Below are 15,924 nucleotides of genomic sequence, written 5' to 3'. Positions count from 1 at the left end.
CGCTACTTATACTAAAATAGAGATATTGTAGTAAGAGGGAGTGTTTCTTTTGTTTAAAACGATGCAAGAATGTACAGATTTTATTTTTACGTTAAAGGCAGTTGATTATAAACGTGCACCTCTCGTATTAATACGAGAGGTATTAGCACTTCTTAATAACCCACAGGATAGGCTACGAGCTATCCATTTAGCAGGCTCAAATGGAAAGGGATCAACAGTGAATGCGCTGAGAGAAATGTTACAACATGCTGGCTATAAAGTTGGCGCCTTTACTTCACCCCATTTAGAGCGTGTTAATGAACGTATGACTATTAATGGAATTCAAATTTCTGATGAACAATTTTTACACTATATGAACAACATTGCTAAGATTATTGAGACACATTATGAAGGTGACTTTCCGAGCTTTTTTGAAGTTGTAACACTTATTATGTTCCAACATTTTGCGGATCAAGAAGTGGATATTGCGCTGATTGAAACAGGACTGGGTGGACGTTTAGACGCTACGAATGTCATAACGCCCTTAATGTCAATTATTACAACGATTTCACTAGAACATACTGCGTTTTTAGGAGATACATTAGCAAAGGTAGCGTTTGAGAAGGCTGGCATTATTAAAGAAAATATACCTGTTGTAGTGGGTGTTAAAAGTGAGGAGGCACTTACTGTTATCGAAGAGGTAGCAAATGAGCGTCATGCCCCATGTTTTGTTTTAGGGAAGAACTTTACGGTTGAAAACATTGAACAAGGTACTAATATACAGCATTTTAATTACCGAAAAGAAAATGTGGAGATGGTAGATGTCCCATTAAAAATGGCAGGGCAGCATCAAATAAATAATGCAAGCCTTGCGATTACAGCAATCCTGACGTTAAGAGAGAATGGAGCCATTGATATTTCAGATGAATCAATTCATCAAGCTCTGGCAAAAGCTCAATGGGCTGGCCGATTTGAGCAATTACCGGGCAATATTATATTAGACGGAGCACATAATTCTGAAGGAACTACCGCACTAATTCAAACGCTTAAAACGGTCTATCCACGCCAAAACTATCGATTTATATATGCAGCATTATCGGATAAAGATCATGCGAAAAGTATTACTTTAATGGATAGTATTGCTACATCCATTGCATTTACACAAATTGAGCTCCCGAATGCTATGCCTGCTGATCAATTAGCTGCATTATCTACAAATACGAACAAAATGTATAATGCGAAATGGCGTGAAATGGTTCAAACGATGCTACACCAAAGAACTAATAATGAGGATGTTATCGTCATTACAGGCTCATTGTATTTTATAGCTGAAATACGACAATGGCTACAGGGGGAACAACGATGATTCCAAAATTGAATAGCTACAAGGAAAAGTGGAATGTTCAGAGTGATGATGTTATTAAACCTGGTCTAACTGCGATTGAAGAGGCATTGGCACGAGTAGGTAATCCAGAAAACAAATTGCAAGTCGTGCATTTAGCAGGGACTAACGGTAAAGGCTCTACACTTACATTGCTAGAATCTATCGCCAAAGAACATGGCTTACGTGTTGGTAAATTTATGTCTCCTTGTATTGTGGACGTACATGACCAAATTCAAGTAGCGGGTCAAGCTATTACAGAAGCGGAAATGAATGATGTATTTCAACAAATGCAGACTGCCGGACTAAGTGGGAAACTAACAGATTTCGAACTTTTAACGGTTGCAACATTTTTACACTTTGTCGCTAGTGATGTAGATATTGCCCTTATTGAAGCAGGAATGGGGGGCTTACTTGATAGTACGAATGTGGTTACACCAATTGTGTCAATCATACCGAGTATCGCATTAGAGCATACGAATTTTTTAGGAAATACGATTGAAAGTATTGCCCATCATAAAGCAGGAATTATTAAGCCGTATCGTCCAGTTATTATCGGGGATCTACCGTTAGAAGCGAAGAAATTAATTTATCAGGAAGCTCAAAAAAAGTATGCATCCGTTCTTGAACTAAATCATCAATTTTATGTGGAACAAGAGAAAGATGGAGAGAGCTATATGCATAACGACAATGGCTTCCATATAACAAAGCTTACGCGCACTATGAAGGGGGCTCATCAGGCAAATAATATGGCACTAGCTATTACAGCCTTTTTTGAAGTGGCGACGGCATTAGAGTTACAAGTTAGTGAAGAAGCTGTTCAAAAAGCTGTGAAAAACGCAACTATTTTAGGACGTTTTGAAGAAATTATGCCTTATATTTTTTTAGACGGTGCGCATAATCCAGCGAGTGCAAAAGAATTAGTAGCAACGATTAAGCAAGAGTTTCCAGATGAGCAGATTACTTTTGTAATTGGTATTCTTGCTGATAAGGCTGTAAAAGAGATTTTGCAGCAATTCGAGCAGGTAAGTGATTATTTTTACTTTGTTGATTTCAATAATCCCCGTGCGATGACTGCTCACAACATGCTTAAGCTGTCGAACGCTTCTCATAAAGCAATTTTAGAGGATTATGTGCAATTTTTAAAACGACAGTCAGAAAGCAAATCGAGAACGATTGTATCGGGTTCGTTGTATTTATTAACGGAAGTACGTAGTAGATTAAAAAATATTTAACATCTAGTTGAGCGAACAATATATTTACAGTAAAGAATCAGGTACTCATTAAAAATGAGTCCTGATTTTTTTAATTTAGTGTGAATAATAATTCATTAATTTTTGAGTATTCCGCCTTTGATTCCCTAGAGGCTTTTTTCTAGTGTATTCCCATTTATTCTCTTGCATACTAAACGAAAATTTTTTCTTGGTGAAAACGAATAAAAGCGCCCAGTCGGAACGGAACACAACCATACGCTATGGTGATGCTCTATTTCTGTCTATTAACTCCTTTTTTTATTGAAGCAAAATTAATCTTTGATAGAGGTATTGATAGTAGAGTAAAGAATCCACCTCTTTTTTTATAGTAAAACTTTCGTAGCAAAAATATTTAAATTTGAAGTGAAACATCGAAAATAACTATTAAATCAAAATATAGTAAATTCGCATTTACACATTCTTTCATACATATACTTATATATCAAATTGTAACAATACCGTCTTGTCTAAATTGACTTTGATATGTTAAAGAAAGAGGTGATGGTCGAATGAAAATTGTCAGTCATGTGATGAAAAAACAAGTATTTCGAGCGATGATAATTGGAGGAATAGTTGGACTTTTTGGTGTAGCCCTTTTTTTAGGTATTCTTCAAGCAAGTACTAAATTTTCTTTAAAAAATGATAACGCTGAAGTAGCCACTAAAAGTAATAATGGTAATTCATCAAAAGAAACAATTCCGACAGCAGGAGGAGCAACGAACGGACCCTTATTTTTTGCAAGTCAAGCAGGGGTCTATTCAAATTATGAAAGTGCAAGCTCGTTTGTAGCTGAACATCCTTCATTAAAAGAAAGTGCCATTGTCGAGGTTGACGGAAAATTTTATGTTTGGACAAGTATGGTTACAGATGAAAGTCAGCTTGTCTTTTTAAAAGATCCTGCAACATTTAAAAAAGCATTTACTTTAAGCGGTGACAGTTGTAAGGAGGCAATGATTGCAGAACTTCCATCTGTGCTAGCTGATAAAAATGCAACAAAATTAAATTTTAAGGATAAATCGAAGGATTCTACGTTGCCTGCTGATTGGCAATCTATTGGAGCGGCAGCCTCGTCTATTTCAACAGATATTAGCATCGTTCGCTTACAAGTTTTTGCTCATTACAAATCGAAAAATGCTTGTCTTCAAGTGAAATTTTAAGCACAAAAGATGATGAAATAAGCATTATCTTGATATTTAGAAAATTTTCAAATCCAAAATTCTCCGTTATGATAACTAATAAGGAGGAATGGTCATATAATGTTTAAAACAAATCACAAGCTAGTGCTAGCTTCAGCTTCCCCACGAAGAAAGGAATTGCTTGCAATGCTATCACTCCCATTTGACATAATAACTAGTGAAGTAGAAGAGACAAGCGTCCAGGCAACTACAATGCAAGATTATGTGAAAGGTGTAGCTCTATTAAAAACACGTGATGTGGCGAAAAAAGCCCCAAAAGCCACGATTATTGGAGCAGATACGATTGTTGTTTATGATGATGAGTTACTCCATAAACCTAAAAATCGTGAGGAGGCAATTTCTCACTTATTGCGCTTATCAGGTAAGCGTCATGCGGTCATGACAGCTGTTGCCATTATTGAGCCTAACGGTAATGAAACTACATTCGTCGAAGAGACAAATGTTGTTTTTCATCATTTATCGCAAGAGCTCATCGAAGCGTATGTAGATTCGGGAGATCCTTTCGATAAAGCAGGTGGTTATGGCATTCAAACTGCTGGAACCCTTCTAGTTAAACGAATTGAAGGAGATTATAACAATGTAGTCGGCTTACCACTTGCAACGTTGTTTACGCATTTGATAGCACTTAATATTATCCAATTTGCGAAGGAGTGAAGCTTTTTTGCCAAATGATGTTTTACCAAGGACAATGATACGAGACGTTAATATAGAGGATCGACCACGCGAAAGACTACGGAGACAAGGAGCGATGAGTCTATCGAATCAGGAGCTGCTGGCGATTTTACTAAGAACAGGCACGAAAGAAGAATCTGTTCTTGTACTTGCAAATCGCGTTCTGAGCGTTTTTGAACGTTTACATCATTTGAAACATGCAACAATAGAAGAAATGGTTGCTATTAAAGGGATTGGTGAGGTCAAAGCCATTCAATTATTAGCGGCAATTGAACTCGGTAGACGTCTCGCACAGAAATATAACGATGAAAAATATACGATTCGTTCACCGGAAGATGCAGCTGCCTATTTAATGCCTGATATGACCTCACTGAATCAGGAACATTTCGTAGTTCTTTTTCTGAATGTGAAAAATCAAATTATTCATAGGCAGACGATTTTTATAGGCAGTCTAAATGCTTCGATCGTCCATCCTAGGGAGATTTATCGCGAAGCTGTAAAAAGATCAGCGGCTGCTATTATTTGTGCTCATAATCATCCTAGCGGTGTTCCAACACCTAGTGATGAGGATATTGAAGTGACGAGAAGAATTTTAGAGGCTGGTTATATTATAGGCATAGATTTAATTGATCATCTTATCATCGGTGATCATCAGTTCATTAGTTTGAAAGAAAAAGGATATTTTTAACTTCTTTTAGCGGGTGTCAAACATCCGCTGAAAGAAGTTCAAGCCTCCGGAGGATGTCACGTAATTATGCCGGGGTATAATTGAGCTCTGCAATGTATTTTGCAGAGTTTTTATATTTCCTCAAATTGGATAAAATAATCAAATCGCTTTATTATTTTAAAAATAAATATTTTGTAATATTTTGCGGAAAACTAAAAATAATAGCGAACCTTTTCTGATAGAAAACGTTACTGTATTCGTAGAAATGTCTATAATATTCACAAAAATTGGTAGCCTATTACACGTTGTCTTACAAGAATAAAAATTATATGCTAATCTATACATACTATTTTTGTTTGGGTGGGAATTAAAATAGTATTTTTTCCGCGAGAAGAGGTATGTGGCACTACAAATTCTTGCGTTTTTCCGTTATAATGAACGGTATGATTTTATTTTTATTCAGAAAAAGACTCTCACTCCAACAGGTGTGAGATAAATGAGTGTGTGTAGTTTTTTTCAGTAGGTGTCTAACACTAGGTGAATGAAGATAGAGACTCGGGGGGAATACGCCTGGGTGCAGTTGATGTCAACGAAAGTATGGCTTAAATAGAAAGGGAGTACACAAATTGTTTGGATTAGGAAGTAAAGATGTCGGGATTGACCTTGGCACAGCGAATACATTAGTGTTTATTAAAGGGAAGGGAATCGTTTTACGCGAACCTTCAGTTGTAGCGAAAAATACAAAAACGGGAGATATTGTTGCAGTTGGTAATGATGCGAAAAATATGATTGGTCGTACACCTGGGTCAATCGTAGCAATCCGTCCTATGAAAGATGGCGTTATTGCTGATTTTGATATTACTACAGCAATGATAGAATACTATTTAAAAGAAGCTTGTAAAAATTCTGGTGGTAATTGGAAAAAACCGAATGTTATGATTTGTGTGCCTTACGGTATTACATCGGTTGAACAACGTGCGGTTATTGATGCTGCTCGCCAAGCAGGCGCTAAAGAAGCATTTACAATTGAAGAGCCATTTGCAGCAGCAATCGGTTCGAACTTACCAGTATGGGATCCAACAGGGTCAATGGTCGTTGATATCGGTGGTGGTACAACAGAGGTAGCGGTTATTTCTTTAGGTGGTATTGTAACAAGTGAATCCGTGCGTGTTGGCGGGGATGCAATGGACCAATCTATCATTTCTTATATTCGTAAATCATATAACTTAACAATTGGTGAACGTACTGCAGAAGCAGTAAAAATGGAAATTGGTACAGCATTGGCTGAGGGTTCAGAAGAAAGAATGGAAATTAGAGGACGTGACCTTTTAACAGGTTTACCAAAAACGATCGAAATTTCTTCGCAGGAGATTTCTGAATCTTTACGTGAAGCGGTAGCATCTATTATTGATGGTGTTCGAAAAACCCTTGAACAAACACCTCCTGAATTATCTGCAGACGTAATGGAACGCGGAATTGTACTAACAGGTGGTGGTGCGTTATTAACGAATTTAGACAAAGTCATTAGCCAAGAAACTAATATGCCAGTATTTATCGCAGAAGATCCACTAGACTGTGTTGCTATTGGTACAGGTAAGGCTCTAGAACATATTGATTTAATTCGTCAACAACAAGTTAAAGGGTAAGGGGGTTTAGGCAATGCCACATTTTTTTTTCAATAAGAAATTAATTTTGCTACTCGTAGGCATGGTTTTTCTTGTGGCATTGATTAGCTTCTCATTACGTGAACGGACGAATGCAACTTTACCAGAGCAAATTATTAAAGACACTGTCGGCGTCGCACAATCTATTGTTGCGAAGCCGGCGAATTATATTACTGGTGTTTTTAATAGTATTGATTCCCTCTTAAACACGTATGAAGAAAATAAACGTTTAAAAGCACGCTTAGATGAATTTGCAGCCGTACAAGCTGAGGCATCGGACTTGAAATCTGATATTAAAAAGTTTCAAGAGCTTACGGACAAATCGGAAAGTTTAAAAGCTTATGATCCGATTCATGCCACAGTTATTGCTAGAAATCCTGACCAGTGGGAACAGAAGATTATTTTAGATAAAGGATCTTCACATGGTGTAGAAAAAAATATGGCAGTTATGACAGCAAAAGGGTTAGTTGGTAAAGTTGTTTCAGTGACACCCTTCACGTCTGAGGTAGAGCTTTTATATACTGATAAATCAAACTATCGTGTTTCTGCGATGGTTCAAGGAGATAAACAAGCATACGGTTTAATTGAGGGCTATGATAAAGAGCGTAATGAACTCATCATGAAGCGAATCGATTCAAGTTTAACAATTAAAAAGGGTCAGCAAGTTGTTTCATCAGGACTCGGCGGTATTTTCCCTAAAAATGTGCCAATCGGAGAAATAACTGAAGTAAGTACAGATGATTTTGGATTAACAAAAATGGCCTATGTTAAACCAGCTGCTGATTTTTCAATTTTAGACTATGTTGTTATTGCTAAACGGTCCGCTACCGTAATAGATGGATTTGATAGTAATAAATCTGTTGATAATACATCGAACAAGGATTTAACACATCCACAAAAGGGTAAAGAGGAGGCGGAATAATGGTTCGGTTTCTCATCCCCTCTGTGGCAGTTTTACTATTTTTGGTAGAACCGGAGTTTGCTATGTTTTCACCGATTGAAGTGAAAGGGCAAATCTTTTATTTAGTTCCGAGATTTTTAATCTTATATTTAATATTTATATCCATCTATTACAGCCGTCAGCGAGCGGTAATGTATGGACTTTTTTTTGGTGTCTTGTATGATGTGTTTTACATTGATATTATTGGATTATATTCAGTACTGTTTCCGCTTATTTGTTTTTTAGCAGGGTCTATTGTGAAAGTTATTCATCAGCACTTAGTTGTGACAACGACGATTTCAGTTGTTTTAGTAGCAATTTTAGAATTTATACTCTATCAATTCTTCTATCTTATCGACTTTACAACGATCCCATTATCGGAATTTTTACGTTCACGACTGCTGCCAACGATCATTGCAAATGCACTGTTTTTAATGATTCTTGGTTGGGCCTTCAAGTATCTAATTAATGCGCGTGTCTTGCAGAGAGCACGTGAAGTTTCTTAATAAAGAACAACGTGGGGTGAGGCATTCATGAAAAAACAGTTAGTTAATATGAAGGGGACAAAGGATGGATTTGTTCTTCGTTTAGACGATCAATGTTCGTATGTCGATTTAGTAGAAGAGCTTAAAAAGAAAGTGTCAGAAAGCGGTATCGATAGTAAAGTAGATGTACAATTATATTTGGGCTATCGATACTGTTCTGCTGAACAAATCAAAGAGCTTATTAAAATTGTTCAGGAAACTGAGCAATTAATTGTTTCAAAGGTGCAAAGTGAAGTACTGACTGTCCATGAGAGCAACCAGAAAAGGATTGAAAGTCAACAAGATACATATATTGGTGTGGTCAGATCGGGTCAAGTTCTGCGTTCGTCAGGAGATATTATTATCGTAGGGAATGTCAATCCGAACGGACGTGTAGAAGCGGGTGGCAATGTGTATGTCCTAGGTAAACTCAAGGGCATTGCGCATGCTGGTGTTCATGGTAATAAGGAGGCAATCATTGCAGCATCTCTTTTTGAAGCCACACATATTATGATTGCTGATCAGGTTCAGGTAATGTCGGACGAACATGTAAAAGCAATTAAACATGAAGAGATGACTTGTGCATTTATTGGCTTGGATGGACGCATTACGTACGATCAAATTCACGCGTTAAAAAATATTCGACCATTATTAAATGTGTCTAAGGGAGGTAGCTAGTGTGGGAGAAGCGATCGTCATAACTTCAGGTAAAGGCGGTGTCGGAAAAACAACGACAACGGCTAACCTGGGGACTGCATTGGCTCTACAAGGTAAGAAAGTATGTTTAGTAGATACCGATATTGGACTTCGTAATTTGGACGTAATTTTAGGTCTTGAGAATCGGATTATTTATGATTTAGTAGACGTTGTTGAAGGGCGCTGTAAGATTCATCAAGCGTTAATTAAAGATAAACGTGTAGATGAGAAACTATTTTTATTACCTGCTGCTCAAACAACAGATAAAAATGCTGTTAAACCTGAGCAGATGAAGAGCTTAGTAGAAGAATTAAAAAGAGACTACGACTATGTTTTAATAGACTGTCCAGCGGGCATTGAACAAGGCTATCGCAATGCTGTTGCCGGTGCAGATCATGCAATTGTTGTAACAACACCAGAAATCTCTGCCGTTCGTGATGCAGATCGAATTATTGGCTTGCTCGAACAGGAAGAAATTACTGCACCTAAACTAATTATTAACCGCATTCGCCAGCATATGATGAAAAGCGGTGATACGTTGGATGTTAATGAAATTACAACACATTTGTCTATCGATTTATTAGGGATCATCGTAGATAATGAAGGGGTTATTTCATCATCCAATAAAGGTGAACCAGTAGTAATGGATCCTACTAATAAAGCATCTCTAGGCTATCGTAATATTGCCCGTCGAATACTTGGCGAATCTGTGCCACTTATGGCCATTGAGGATGAAAATAGAGGTGTATTTTCAAAACTAAAAGCGTTATTTTCTAAATAATCATCAGCCTTTTCGTGCATTTGTACGAGAAGGTTTTTTTCTTGTGCATGAATGGACATGCAATCTCATATAGTGTGAAAAAAGGATGAGGGCTTGTTTAAAAAATGGAAATGGTTGGTCACAATAATGCTTGTGGCCGCAATTATACTTGTAATACGTTTAGAGGATCAAGGTGTATTGGAAACACCTGTGAGGAAACTTGTTACAACATCAGCAGATTTAACCTACTTAAGTGAGCTCGGACAAAGCTGGCTAAATAAAGAGGATACAACAATTTTAGTTTCGAGTGATGTTGGGCAAACTGAACTATTATCATTTGCCAATGCGCAAGTTTTTAAGGAAGGTTTTTTATTGCAATATGACATGGGCCTACCGGTTTATGCTGGAAAGAATGGACTTGTCGTTTTTACAGGGCATACAAAATATACCGGTAAGACAATGACAATAAGCTATGATGATGGTACAACAGCATCCTATGGTATGCTGGATAGTTTAGCACAACTTCCATATACAACGGTGCAGGCAAACGATTTAATCGGCATGAAAGAGGCGGGACAACTCTATATTTCGATTGAAAAAGATAAGACACAATATAGCTTAGAGCAGATTGTACAGTGGCTTGAAACAGCGGCGTCCAATGAAAATTAAACTACATCTTCTATGCATCCCTCTCGTATTTTTAATGATTTTTACTGGCCAAATCGCTTATTACGCCATTATTTTATCTTCGTTATTATGGCATGAAGCTGGTCATTTGTTAACGGCAATGTTTTGTGGCGTAAAAGTAAAATCATGCGTTATTACACCTTACGGAGGGGAAATAGAATTTGAAAATCCAGCGGTTGTGCCTGCAACGTCACTCCTTTGGATTGCCTTAGGGGGACCAATCGCTACAATATTAGGGATTGGCCTCGCTTTTTTTATGCCAGAACTGCTTGCTACTAAACTTATTAATGTGCAACTTGTGTTATTAGCAATCAATGTTTTACCGATTATTCCGTTAGACGGTGGTAGAATATTTTTAGCATGCTTATTTTTATTCAATCCAAGTGTTCGTGCGTTTGAATATTACTACTGGTTTTCTCTTCTAATTGCCTTTATACTATTCATGGTAACTTTATGTTACCTTCCACAATCTATTTATTTAGCAATTTTATGTTTATTTATATGGCTTCAAGTGTTTAAGGAATGGAATTATCGAAAATATCGTTTAGCATTCGAGAAATATGTAATGAATAGATTGACTTAAAAAAAATCTTGTGGTAATATTTTAATGTTATTGTTTGTAGCACCTGTGCTACTGCAACCGCACTGGAAAGGTTTAAGTATCGTAGGATCACCTTTATAAACAGGCGAGTCTGAGTCTAAGAGGAGGTGCAGTAAAATGTACGCAATTATTGAAACTGGTGGTAAACAAATCAAAGTAGAAGCTGGTCAAGAAATCTATGTTGAAAAATTAGGTGTAGAAGCTGACGAGGTTGTAACTTTCGATAAAGTTTTATTCGTTGGTGGCGAAAACGTTAAAGTTGGAGCTCCATTCGTAGAAGGCGCTACTGTAACAGCTAAAGTTGTTAAAGAAGGCCGTGCGAAAAAAATCGTTGTTTTCAAATTGAAAGCTAAAAAGAACTACCGTCGTAAACAAGGTCACCGTCAACCTTACACAAAATTAGTTGTTGAAGCTATCAACGCTTAATTGTGAGGTGTAGCGAATGATACAAGTTACGATTCATCACGATGAAAATAGACATGTGTCAGCATTTGAATTTTCAGGACATGCAGAATACGACGAATCTGGTAAGGATTTAGTATGTGCTGGAGCATCTACAATTGCCATTGGTACAGTAAATGCTATTTATGCACTATTACAATTACAGCCAGAAATCGAACAAGCTGCTGAAGGTGGAGGTTATCTTAAGGTAAACTTACCGTCAGAATTAGAGCCTGAGATTGATGCGAAACTACAGTTAATTGTCCAAGTAATGACTGCCCAAGTGTATTCGATGGTGCAAAATTACGGACAATACATCCAAATCAACTACAACCAAGTAGGAGGTGGAACGGAATGAAATTATTATTAACTTTAGACTTACAATTTTTCGCATCGAAAAAAGGTGTAGGTTCTACTAAAAACGGACGTGACTCTGAGTCAAAACGCCTTGGTGCTAAACGTGCTGATGGCCAATTCGTAACTGGTGGTTCAATTCTTTACCGTCAACGCGGTACAAAAATTTACCCAGGTACAAACGTAGGTCGTGGTGGTGACGATACACTATTTGCTAAAGTTGACGGCGTTGTTAAATTCGAACGCTTAGGTCGCGATCGCAAACAAGTATCTGTATACCCAGCATCACAAGAAGCTTAATCTTCTAAAAAGATAACATAAAGCGGAGGACTGCATTTATTGCAGTCCTTTTTTGGGCTAAATTTCAATGAAGAATTAAGGGAAAAATACAGCAAAACTTGTTATACTAGTAAGGATAACTTTATTGGAGTGAATGGGATGAACAATCAATCACTAACCATTAGTGAAGTATTACGTTTTGCAAATCATGATTATGTGAATCAGCTTCAGCTTATTCGCATGAATTTAGATTTAGGTAGAATTGATGAATCAAAAAAACTTATTAAAGAGTATTCAGAGCAATTACAAGTATTTTCTATCCTTAATCGTCTACAATTACCCCAAACAATAGAATGGCTGCAAACAGCAGGCTGGCGCTACCCTTCATTACCAATGAAGTTAAGCGGTGAGATAAAAAAGCCTGTCACAAATACTATTGATTTGGAAGTTGTAGATTACTTAAACAAAACAGTTATGCATGTTTATGATACATTAGATCCATTTACAGAGCAGAGCTTTGTGCTCGATGTACGTGTTGACGATCATACATTTGCCGTGACATTCACGTTAAATGGGCTATGGAGTGCTGATGCATTCACCGAAAAAGGTTTGAAACAATTCGACATTCAAACAGTGGAAGAGACAAATACGTCTTGGATATATGTATTGAGTGCAAGTAGGGAGTGAATTAAATGTTTGTCGATCACGTCAAGATTTATGTAAAAGGTGGCGACGGTGGGGATGGAATGGTAGCCTTCCGTCGTGAAAAATTTGTACCGAATGGTGGTCCCGCTGGTGGCGATGGAGGTCACGGTGGGAATGTTGTATTTCAAGTTGAAGAGGGTCTGCGTACATTAATGGATTTCCGCTACAAACGCCACTTCAAGGCTGACCGTGGTGAGCATGGTATGAGTAAAGGAATGCATGGTAAACGTGCAGACGATTTAATCGTTAAAGTACCACCAGGCACAGTCGTAATGAACGAAGAAACAGGCGTTGTTATTGCGGATTTAGTCGAGCATGGTCAACAAGCGATTATCGCAAAAGCTGGTCGCGGTGGTCGCGGGAATTCCCGCTTTGCAACACCAGCCAATCCTGCTCCAGAACTTTCTGAAAAAGGTGAGCCAGGACAAGAATTAAATGTTATATTAGAGTTGAAAGTATTAGCAGATGTAGGATTAGTTGGCTTCCCAAGTGTAGGTAAATCAACATTATTATCTGTTGTTTCTGCGGCAAAGCCAAAAATAGGTGCTTATCATTTCACTACAATCGTACCGAACTTAGGAATGGTTGAAACAGATGATCATCGTAGCTTTGCAATGGCCGATTTACCAGGTTTAATCGAAGGTGCGCACGAAGGTGTTGGTCTAGGTCACCAATTCCTCCGTCATATTGAACGTACACGTGTTATCGTACATGTAATTGATATGTCGGGGATGGAAGGGCGCGATCCTTATGAAGATTACTTAACAATCAATGATGAGCTAAAACAATATAATCTTCGTTTAACAGAACGTCCACAAATTATTGTGGCAAATAAAATGGACATGCCAAATGCAGAGGAAAACTTAGAAATTTTCCGTGAAAAAGTGGGAGAAGATACGAAAATCTTCCCAGTATCAGCGGTTTCTCGCCAAGGTTTAAAGCCGGTATTATTTGAAATTGCCGACTTACTGGAAGTGACTCCTGAATTCCCATTATTCGACGATCTAGATGAAGAATCAGATGCAACGGTACTTTACAAACACCAATCTGAAGCAGATTCAATCGAAATCTCTCGTGATCCTGATGGTACATTCATTCTTGGTGGATATGCGATTGAGCGTATCTTCAAAATGACAGACTTCAGCCGCGAGGACGGTGTACGTCGTTTTGCACGTCAATTACGTGGTATGGGCGTCGATGAAGCATTACGTGAACGTGGTGCACAAAATGGAGATATTGTACGCTTATTGGAATTCGAATTTGAATTTGTCGACTAAGAATAGGTTTTAGGGGGAAGCGTATGAAGAATGTTGCGAATCAGCGATATTATTTAGTTCGTGAAGATGTTTTAACGGATGCTATGCAAAAAACTTTGGAGGCGAAACACTTACTTTCAAGTGGTTCGGTATCTTCCATTTGGGATGCGGTAAAGCAGGTGGATTTATCGCGTAGTGCGTTTTACAAATATCGTGATGCTGTATTTCCTTTTCACTCAATTGTGCAGGAACGCATTTTAACAGTCTTTTTACAGCTTCAGGACCGTAAAGGAACACTTGCAAAGCTTTTAGAAACAGTGACAATTACACATTGTAATGTACTGACTATTCATCAAACAATACCGATTCAAGGACGTGCTAATGTTACATTGTCATTAGATGTAACTAGTATGACATGTGAACTTGATGATTTAATACAGCAACTCAAACGTTTAGATTTTGTAGAGTCAGCGGAAGTAATTAGTTCTGGTGCATTGTAACTGAAAGCAAGCTTGAATTTTTGACAGAATGTAAGTAAACTCAAAAGGAGCAGTCCCATGTGGTGTAGTGATATCGCTTCATGGGACAGCTCCTTATTCTATGCTAAGAGCATATATGAAAGCATCACATTCTGTCTCAATCTAACATTTGATGGAGAAATATAAAGTGGTTTTTATAGATTTAAAATTCCGAATTTTTCATTAGTTAAATTTAAGAAGCTCATTATCAAGAAGTTGAGGAACTATTTGTTAGAACGTTGTCATGTATATAAGTTGATTTCCGTTCCGACTATATGACTCCTTGGGGATCAGCGTCACAGATGAGATTCTGAAGCGAGCAAAGCGAGTGAAGCTGCTCATCGGACGCCTCGAGGAAAGGACGCAGTCGGAACGGAAATCAACGCCACGTCATGGTGATGAGCCACCTTAATATAAAATCAAAAGCTACAAGTTGTAGTGAAGGAGGTAAATGTAATGACAGAACAACAATGGGAAAAACGAATTGGCTATTTAGGACCAGAAGCATCATTTACATACTTAGCAACAAAGGCAACTTTTCCGAATGAGTGGCTTGTCCCTTGTTCTACAATTCCAGAATGTATTGAAGCAGTAGCTGAGGGGAAGGTAGATTTAGCGGTTGTACCACTAGAAAATGCTTTAGAAGGATCTGTATCGCTAACGCTTGATTATCTATTCCATGAGGCGACCTTATATGTTACAGGTGAGCTTCTATTAAAAATACAGCAGCATTTAATGGTCAATAAAGCACAAAAGGACAATTGGGAATCGATTACAGGTGTTTATTCACATCCACATGCTCTAGCCCAATGTCATAAATACTTATTTTATCGTTTCAGCCATGTTCCGTTACATCAAACGACATCTACAGCAGCAGCTGCAAAATTTGTATCTGAAAATCCAAACGAGTGCATGGCGGCAGTTGGAAATGCAGCGGCAGCAGTTAAATATGGCTTAGAAATCGTTCAACCTGATATTCACGATTTCCATTTTAACCATACACGCTTCTTCGTATTATCAAAGCAAAATAGACGATTGCCGCAAGAATTATCTGATGGACAGGCGAAGACAACTTTCATGATTACATTGCCAACGGACCGTTCAGGGGCATTACATCAAGTATTATCAGTATTTGCATGGCGACAATTAAATTTAAGTAAAATCGAATCACGACCATTAAAAACAGGCTTAGGTGATTATTTCTTTATGATTGATGTATTAGCAGATGAAAAGGAGCCTATGATGCGTGGTGCTATGGAAGAACTAGCTGCACTTGGTTGCAAGGTGAAGTCACTTGGTACATACTTTACTTATCTAACATCGGACGAGTAATTACAATGGCTAGGAGGGA

The 15,924-nt window shown here is 37.8% G+C and carries 19 protein-coding genes and 1 other annotated feature; all 19 genes read left to right on the top strand.

Going from position 1 to position 15,924, the window contains the following annotated elements; translation table 11 throughout:
• The first annotated feature begins 49 nt into the window (after positions 1-49).
• The 19 genes from C7Y47_RS12175 (at position 50) to pheA (ending at position 15,905) form a co-directional block, all read left to right on the top strand.
• Entirely contained in the window at positions 50-1,345 is a 1,296-nt protein-coding gene (locus C7Y47_RS12175) for a bifunctional folylpolyglutamate synthase/dihydrofolate synthase (protein WP_142509024.1), read from the top strand.
• Positions 1,342-2,595 (top strand): bifunctional folylpolyglutamate synthase/dihydrofolate synthase, encoded by a 1,254-nt coding sequence (locus C7Y47_RS12170; RefSeq protein ID WP_142509023.1) that lies wholly within the window; start codon positions 1,342-1,344, stop codon positions 2,593-2,595. The genes C7Y47_RS12175 and C7Y47_RS12170 overlap by 4 nt, the downstream gene beginning before the upstream one ends.
• A gap of 527 nt (positions 2,596-3,122) precedes the next feature.
• Positions 3,123-3,770, top strand: a complete 648-nt coding sequence (locus C7Y47_RS12165) for a hypothetical protein (protein WP_142509022.1) — start codon at positions 3,123-3,125, stop codon at positions 3,768-3,770.
• A 99-nt stretch (positions 3,771-3,869) separates the two neighbouring features.
• Entirely contained in the window at positions 3,870-4,463 is a 594-nt protein-coding gene (locus C7Y47_RS12160; protein WP_142509021.1) for a Maf family protein, read from the top strand.
• Between the two features lie 34 nt (positions 4,464-4,497).
• Positions 4,498-5,169, top strand: coding sequence for a RadC family protein (gene radC / locus C7Y47_RS12155; RefSeq protein ID WP_132357282.1), 672 nt, complete (start codon positions 4,498-4,500; stop codon positions 5,167-5,169).
• 605 nt (positions 5,170-5,774) lie between these two features.
• Entirely contained in the window at positions 5,775-6,794 is a 1,020-nt protein-coding gene (locus tag C7Y47_RS12150; RefSeq protein ID WP_142509020.1) for a rod shape-determining protein, read from the top strand.
• A 13-nt stretch (positions 6,795-6,807) separates the two neighbouring features.
• Positions 6,808-7,734, top strand: a complete 927-nt coding sequence (gene mreC, locus C7Y47_RS12145; RefSeq protein WP_142509019.1) for a rod shape-determining protein MreC — start codon at positions 6,808-6,810, stop codon at positions 7,732-7,734.
• Positions 7,734-8,258 carry a rod shape-determining protein MreD gene (mreD, locus tag C7Y47_RS12140; RefSeq protein ID WP_142509018.1) on the top strand — a complete coding sequence of 175 codons (525 nt, stop codon included), beginning with the start codon at positions 7,734-7,736 and terminating at the stop codon, positions 8,256-8,258. Before mreC ends, mreD begins: the two co-directional genes overlap by 1 nt.
• Before the next feature lie 27 nt (positions 8,259-8,285).
• Positions 8,286-8,954, top strand: a complete 669-nt coding sequence (gene minC / locus C7Y47_RS12135; protein WP_142509017.1) for a septum site-determining protein MinC — start codon at positions 8,286-8,288, stop codon at positions 8,952-8,954.
• Between the two features lies 1 nt (position 8,955).
• Complete coding sequence (minD, locus tag C7Y47_RS12130; protein ID WP_132356990.1) at positions 8,956-9,753, top strand: septum site-determining protein MinD; 798 nt, start codon at positions 8,956-8,958, stop codon at positions 9,751-9,753.
• A gap of 93 nt (positions 9,754-9,846) precedes the next feature.
• The gene (locus tag C7Y47_RS12125) at positions 9,847-10,401 is read left to right on the top strand and encodes a M23 family metallopeptidase (RefSeq protein ID WP_142509016.1); all 555 of its coding nucleotides are present in this window, start codon (positions 9,847-9,849) and stop codon (positions 10,399-10,401) included.
• Positions 10,391-11,002: a stage IV sporulation protein FB gene (locus tag C7Y47_RS12120; protein ID WP_142509015.1), complete on the top strand. Its 612-nt coding sequence runs from the start codon at positions 10,391-10,393 to the stop codon at positions 11,000-11,002. The genes C7Y47_RS12125 and C7Y47_RS12120 overlap by 11 nt, the downstream gene beginning before the upstream one ends.
• A 45-nt stretch (positions 11,003-11,047) precedes the next feature.
• Positions 11,048-11,123: a sequence feature (ribosomal protein L21 leader region), on the top strand.
• 14 nt (positions 11,124-11,137) lie between these two features.
• Complete coding sequence (gene rplU / locus C7Y47_RS12115; RefSeq protein WP_036124117.1) at positions 11,138-11,446, top strand: 50S ribosomal protein L21; 309 nt, start codon at positions 11,138-11,140, stop codon at positions 11,444-11,446.
• A gap of 16 nt (positions 11,447-11,462) precedes the next feature.
• On the top strand, positions 11,463-11,819 hold the full coding sequence (locus tag C7Y47_RS12110) for a ribosomal-processing cysteine protease Prp (RefSeq protein ID WP_132356987.1): 357 nt from the start codon (positions 11,463-11,465) through the stop codon (positions 11,817-11,819).
• The gene (gene rpmA / locus C7Y47_RS12105; protein WP_132356986.1) at positions 11,816-12,115 is read left to right on the top strand and encodes a 50S ribosomal protein L27; all 300 of its coding nucleotides are present in this window, start codon (positions 11,816-11,818) and stop codon (positions 12,113-12,115) included. The genes C7Y47_RS12110 and rpmA overlap by 4 nt, the downstream gene beginning before the upstream one ends.
• Before the next feature lie 138 nt (positions 12,116-12,253).
• The gene (locus C7Y47_RS12100; RefSeq protein ID WP_142509014.1) at positions 12,254-12,781 is read left to right on the top strand and encodes a Spo0B domain-containing protein; all 528 of its coding nucleotides are present in this window, start codon (positions 12,254-12,256) and stop codon (positions 12,779-12,781) included.
• Between the two features lie 5 nt (positions 12,782-12,786).
• Positions 12,787-14,076, top strand: a complete 1,290-nt coding sequence (obgE, locus tag C7Y47_RS12095) for a GTPase ObgE (protein ID WP_142509013.1) — start codon at positions 12,787-12,789, stop codon at positions 14,074-14,076.
• Positions 14,077-14,099: 23 nt separating this feature from the next.
• Positions 14,100-14,555: an ACT domain-containing protein gene (locus C7Y47_RS12090; protein ID WP_053484814.1), complete on the top strand. Its 456-nt coding sequence runs from the start codon at positions 14,100-14,102 to the stop codon at positions 14,553-14,555.
• A 474-nt stretch (positions 14,556-15,029) separates the two neighbouring features.
• Entirely contained in the window at positions 15,030-15,905 is an 876-nt protein-coding gene (pheA, locus tag C7Y47_RS12085) for a prephenate dehydratase (RefSeq protein WP_132356983.1), read from the top strand.
• Positions 15,906-15,924: the final 19 nt, after the last annotated feature.

Origin of the sequence: Lysinibacillus sphaericus (assembly GCF_006864135.1) — a bacterium.
Classification (GTDB): Bacteria; Bacillota; Bacilli; order Bacillales_A; family Planococcaceae; genus Lysinibacillus.
Note: the sequence above shows the minus strand (reverse complement) of the source record. Positions and strands in the feature narration are given on the sequence as shown.

What these genes read in the sequence shown, in the direction of transcription:
- C7Y47_RS12170 (WP_142509023.1), top strand. Translation starts at nt 1,342, where the DNA reads ATGATTCCAAAATTGAATAGCTACAAGGAAAAGTGGAATGTTCAGAGT.
- C7Y47_RS12165 (WP_142509022.1), top strand. Translation starts at nt 3,123, where the DNA reads ATGAAAATTGTCAGTCATGTGATGAAAAAACAAGTATTTCGAGCGATG.
- C7Y47_RS12160 (WP_142509021.1), top strand. Translation starts at nt 3,870, where the DNA reads ATGTTTAAAACAAATCACAAGCTAGTGCTAGCTTCAGCTTCCCCACGA.
- radC (WP_132357282.1), top strand. Translation starts at nt 4,498, where the DNA reads ATGATACGAGACGTTAATATAGAGGATCGACCACGCGAAAGACTACGG.
- mreC (WP_142509019.1), top strand. Translation starts at nt 6,808, where the DNA reads ATGCCACATTTTTTTTTCAATAAGAAATTAATTTTGCTACTCGTAGGC.
- mreD (WP_142509018.1), top strand. Translation starts at nt 7,734, where the DNA reads ATGGTTCGGTTTCTCATCCCCTCTGTGGCAGTTTTACTATTTTTGGTA.
- minC (WP_142509017.1), top strand. Translation starts at nt 8,286, where the DNA reads ATGAAAAAACAGTTAGTTAATATGAAGGGGACAAAGGATGGATTTGTT.
- C7Y47_RS12120 (WP_142509015.1), top strand. Translation starts at nt 10,391, where the DNA reads ATGAAAATTAAACTACATCTTCTATGCATCCCTCTCGTATTTTTAATG.
- rplU (WP_036124117.1), top strand. Translation starts at nt 11,138, where the DNA reads ATGTACGCAATTATTGAAACTGGTGGTAAACAAATCAAAGTAGAAGCT.
- C7Y47_RS12110 (WP_132356987.1), top strand. Translation starts at nt 11,463, where the DNA reads ATGATACAAGTTACGATTCATCACGATGAAAATAGACATGTGTCAGCA.
- rpmA (WP_132356986.1), top strand. Translation starts at nt 11,816, where the DNA reads ATGAAATTATTATTAACTTTAGACTTACAATTTTTCGCATCGAAAAAA.
- C7Y47_RS12100 (WP_142509014.1), top strand. Translation starts at nt 12,254, where the DNA reads ATGAACAATCAATCACTAACCATTAGTGAAGTATTACGTTTTGCAAAT.
- obgE (WP_142509013.1), top strand. Translation starts at nt 12,787, where the DNA reads ATGTTTGTCGATCACGTCAAGATTTATGTAAAAGGTGGCGACGGTGGG.
- C7Y47_RS12090 (WP_053484814.1), top strand. Translation starts at nt 14,100, where the DNA reads ATGAAGAATGTTGCGAATCAGCGATATTATTTAGTTCGTGAAGATGTT.
- pheA (WP_132356983.1), top strand. Translation starts at nt 15,030, where the DNA reads ATGACAGAACAACAATGGGAAAAACGAATTGGCTATTTAGGACCAGAA.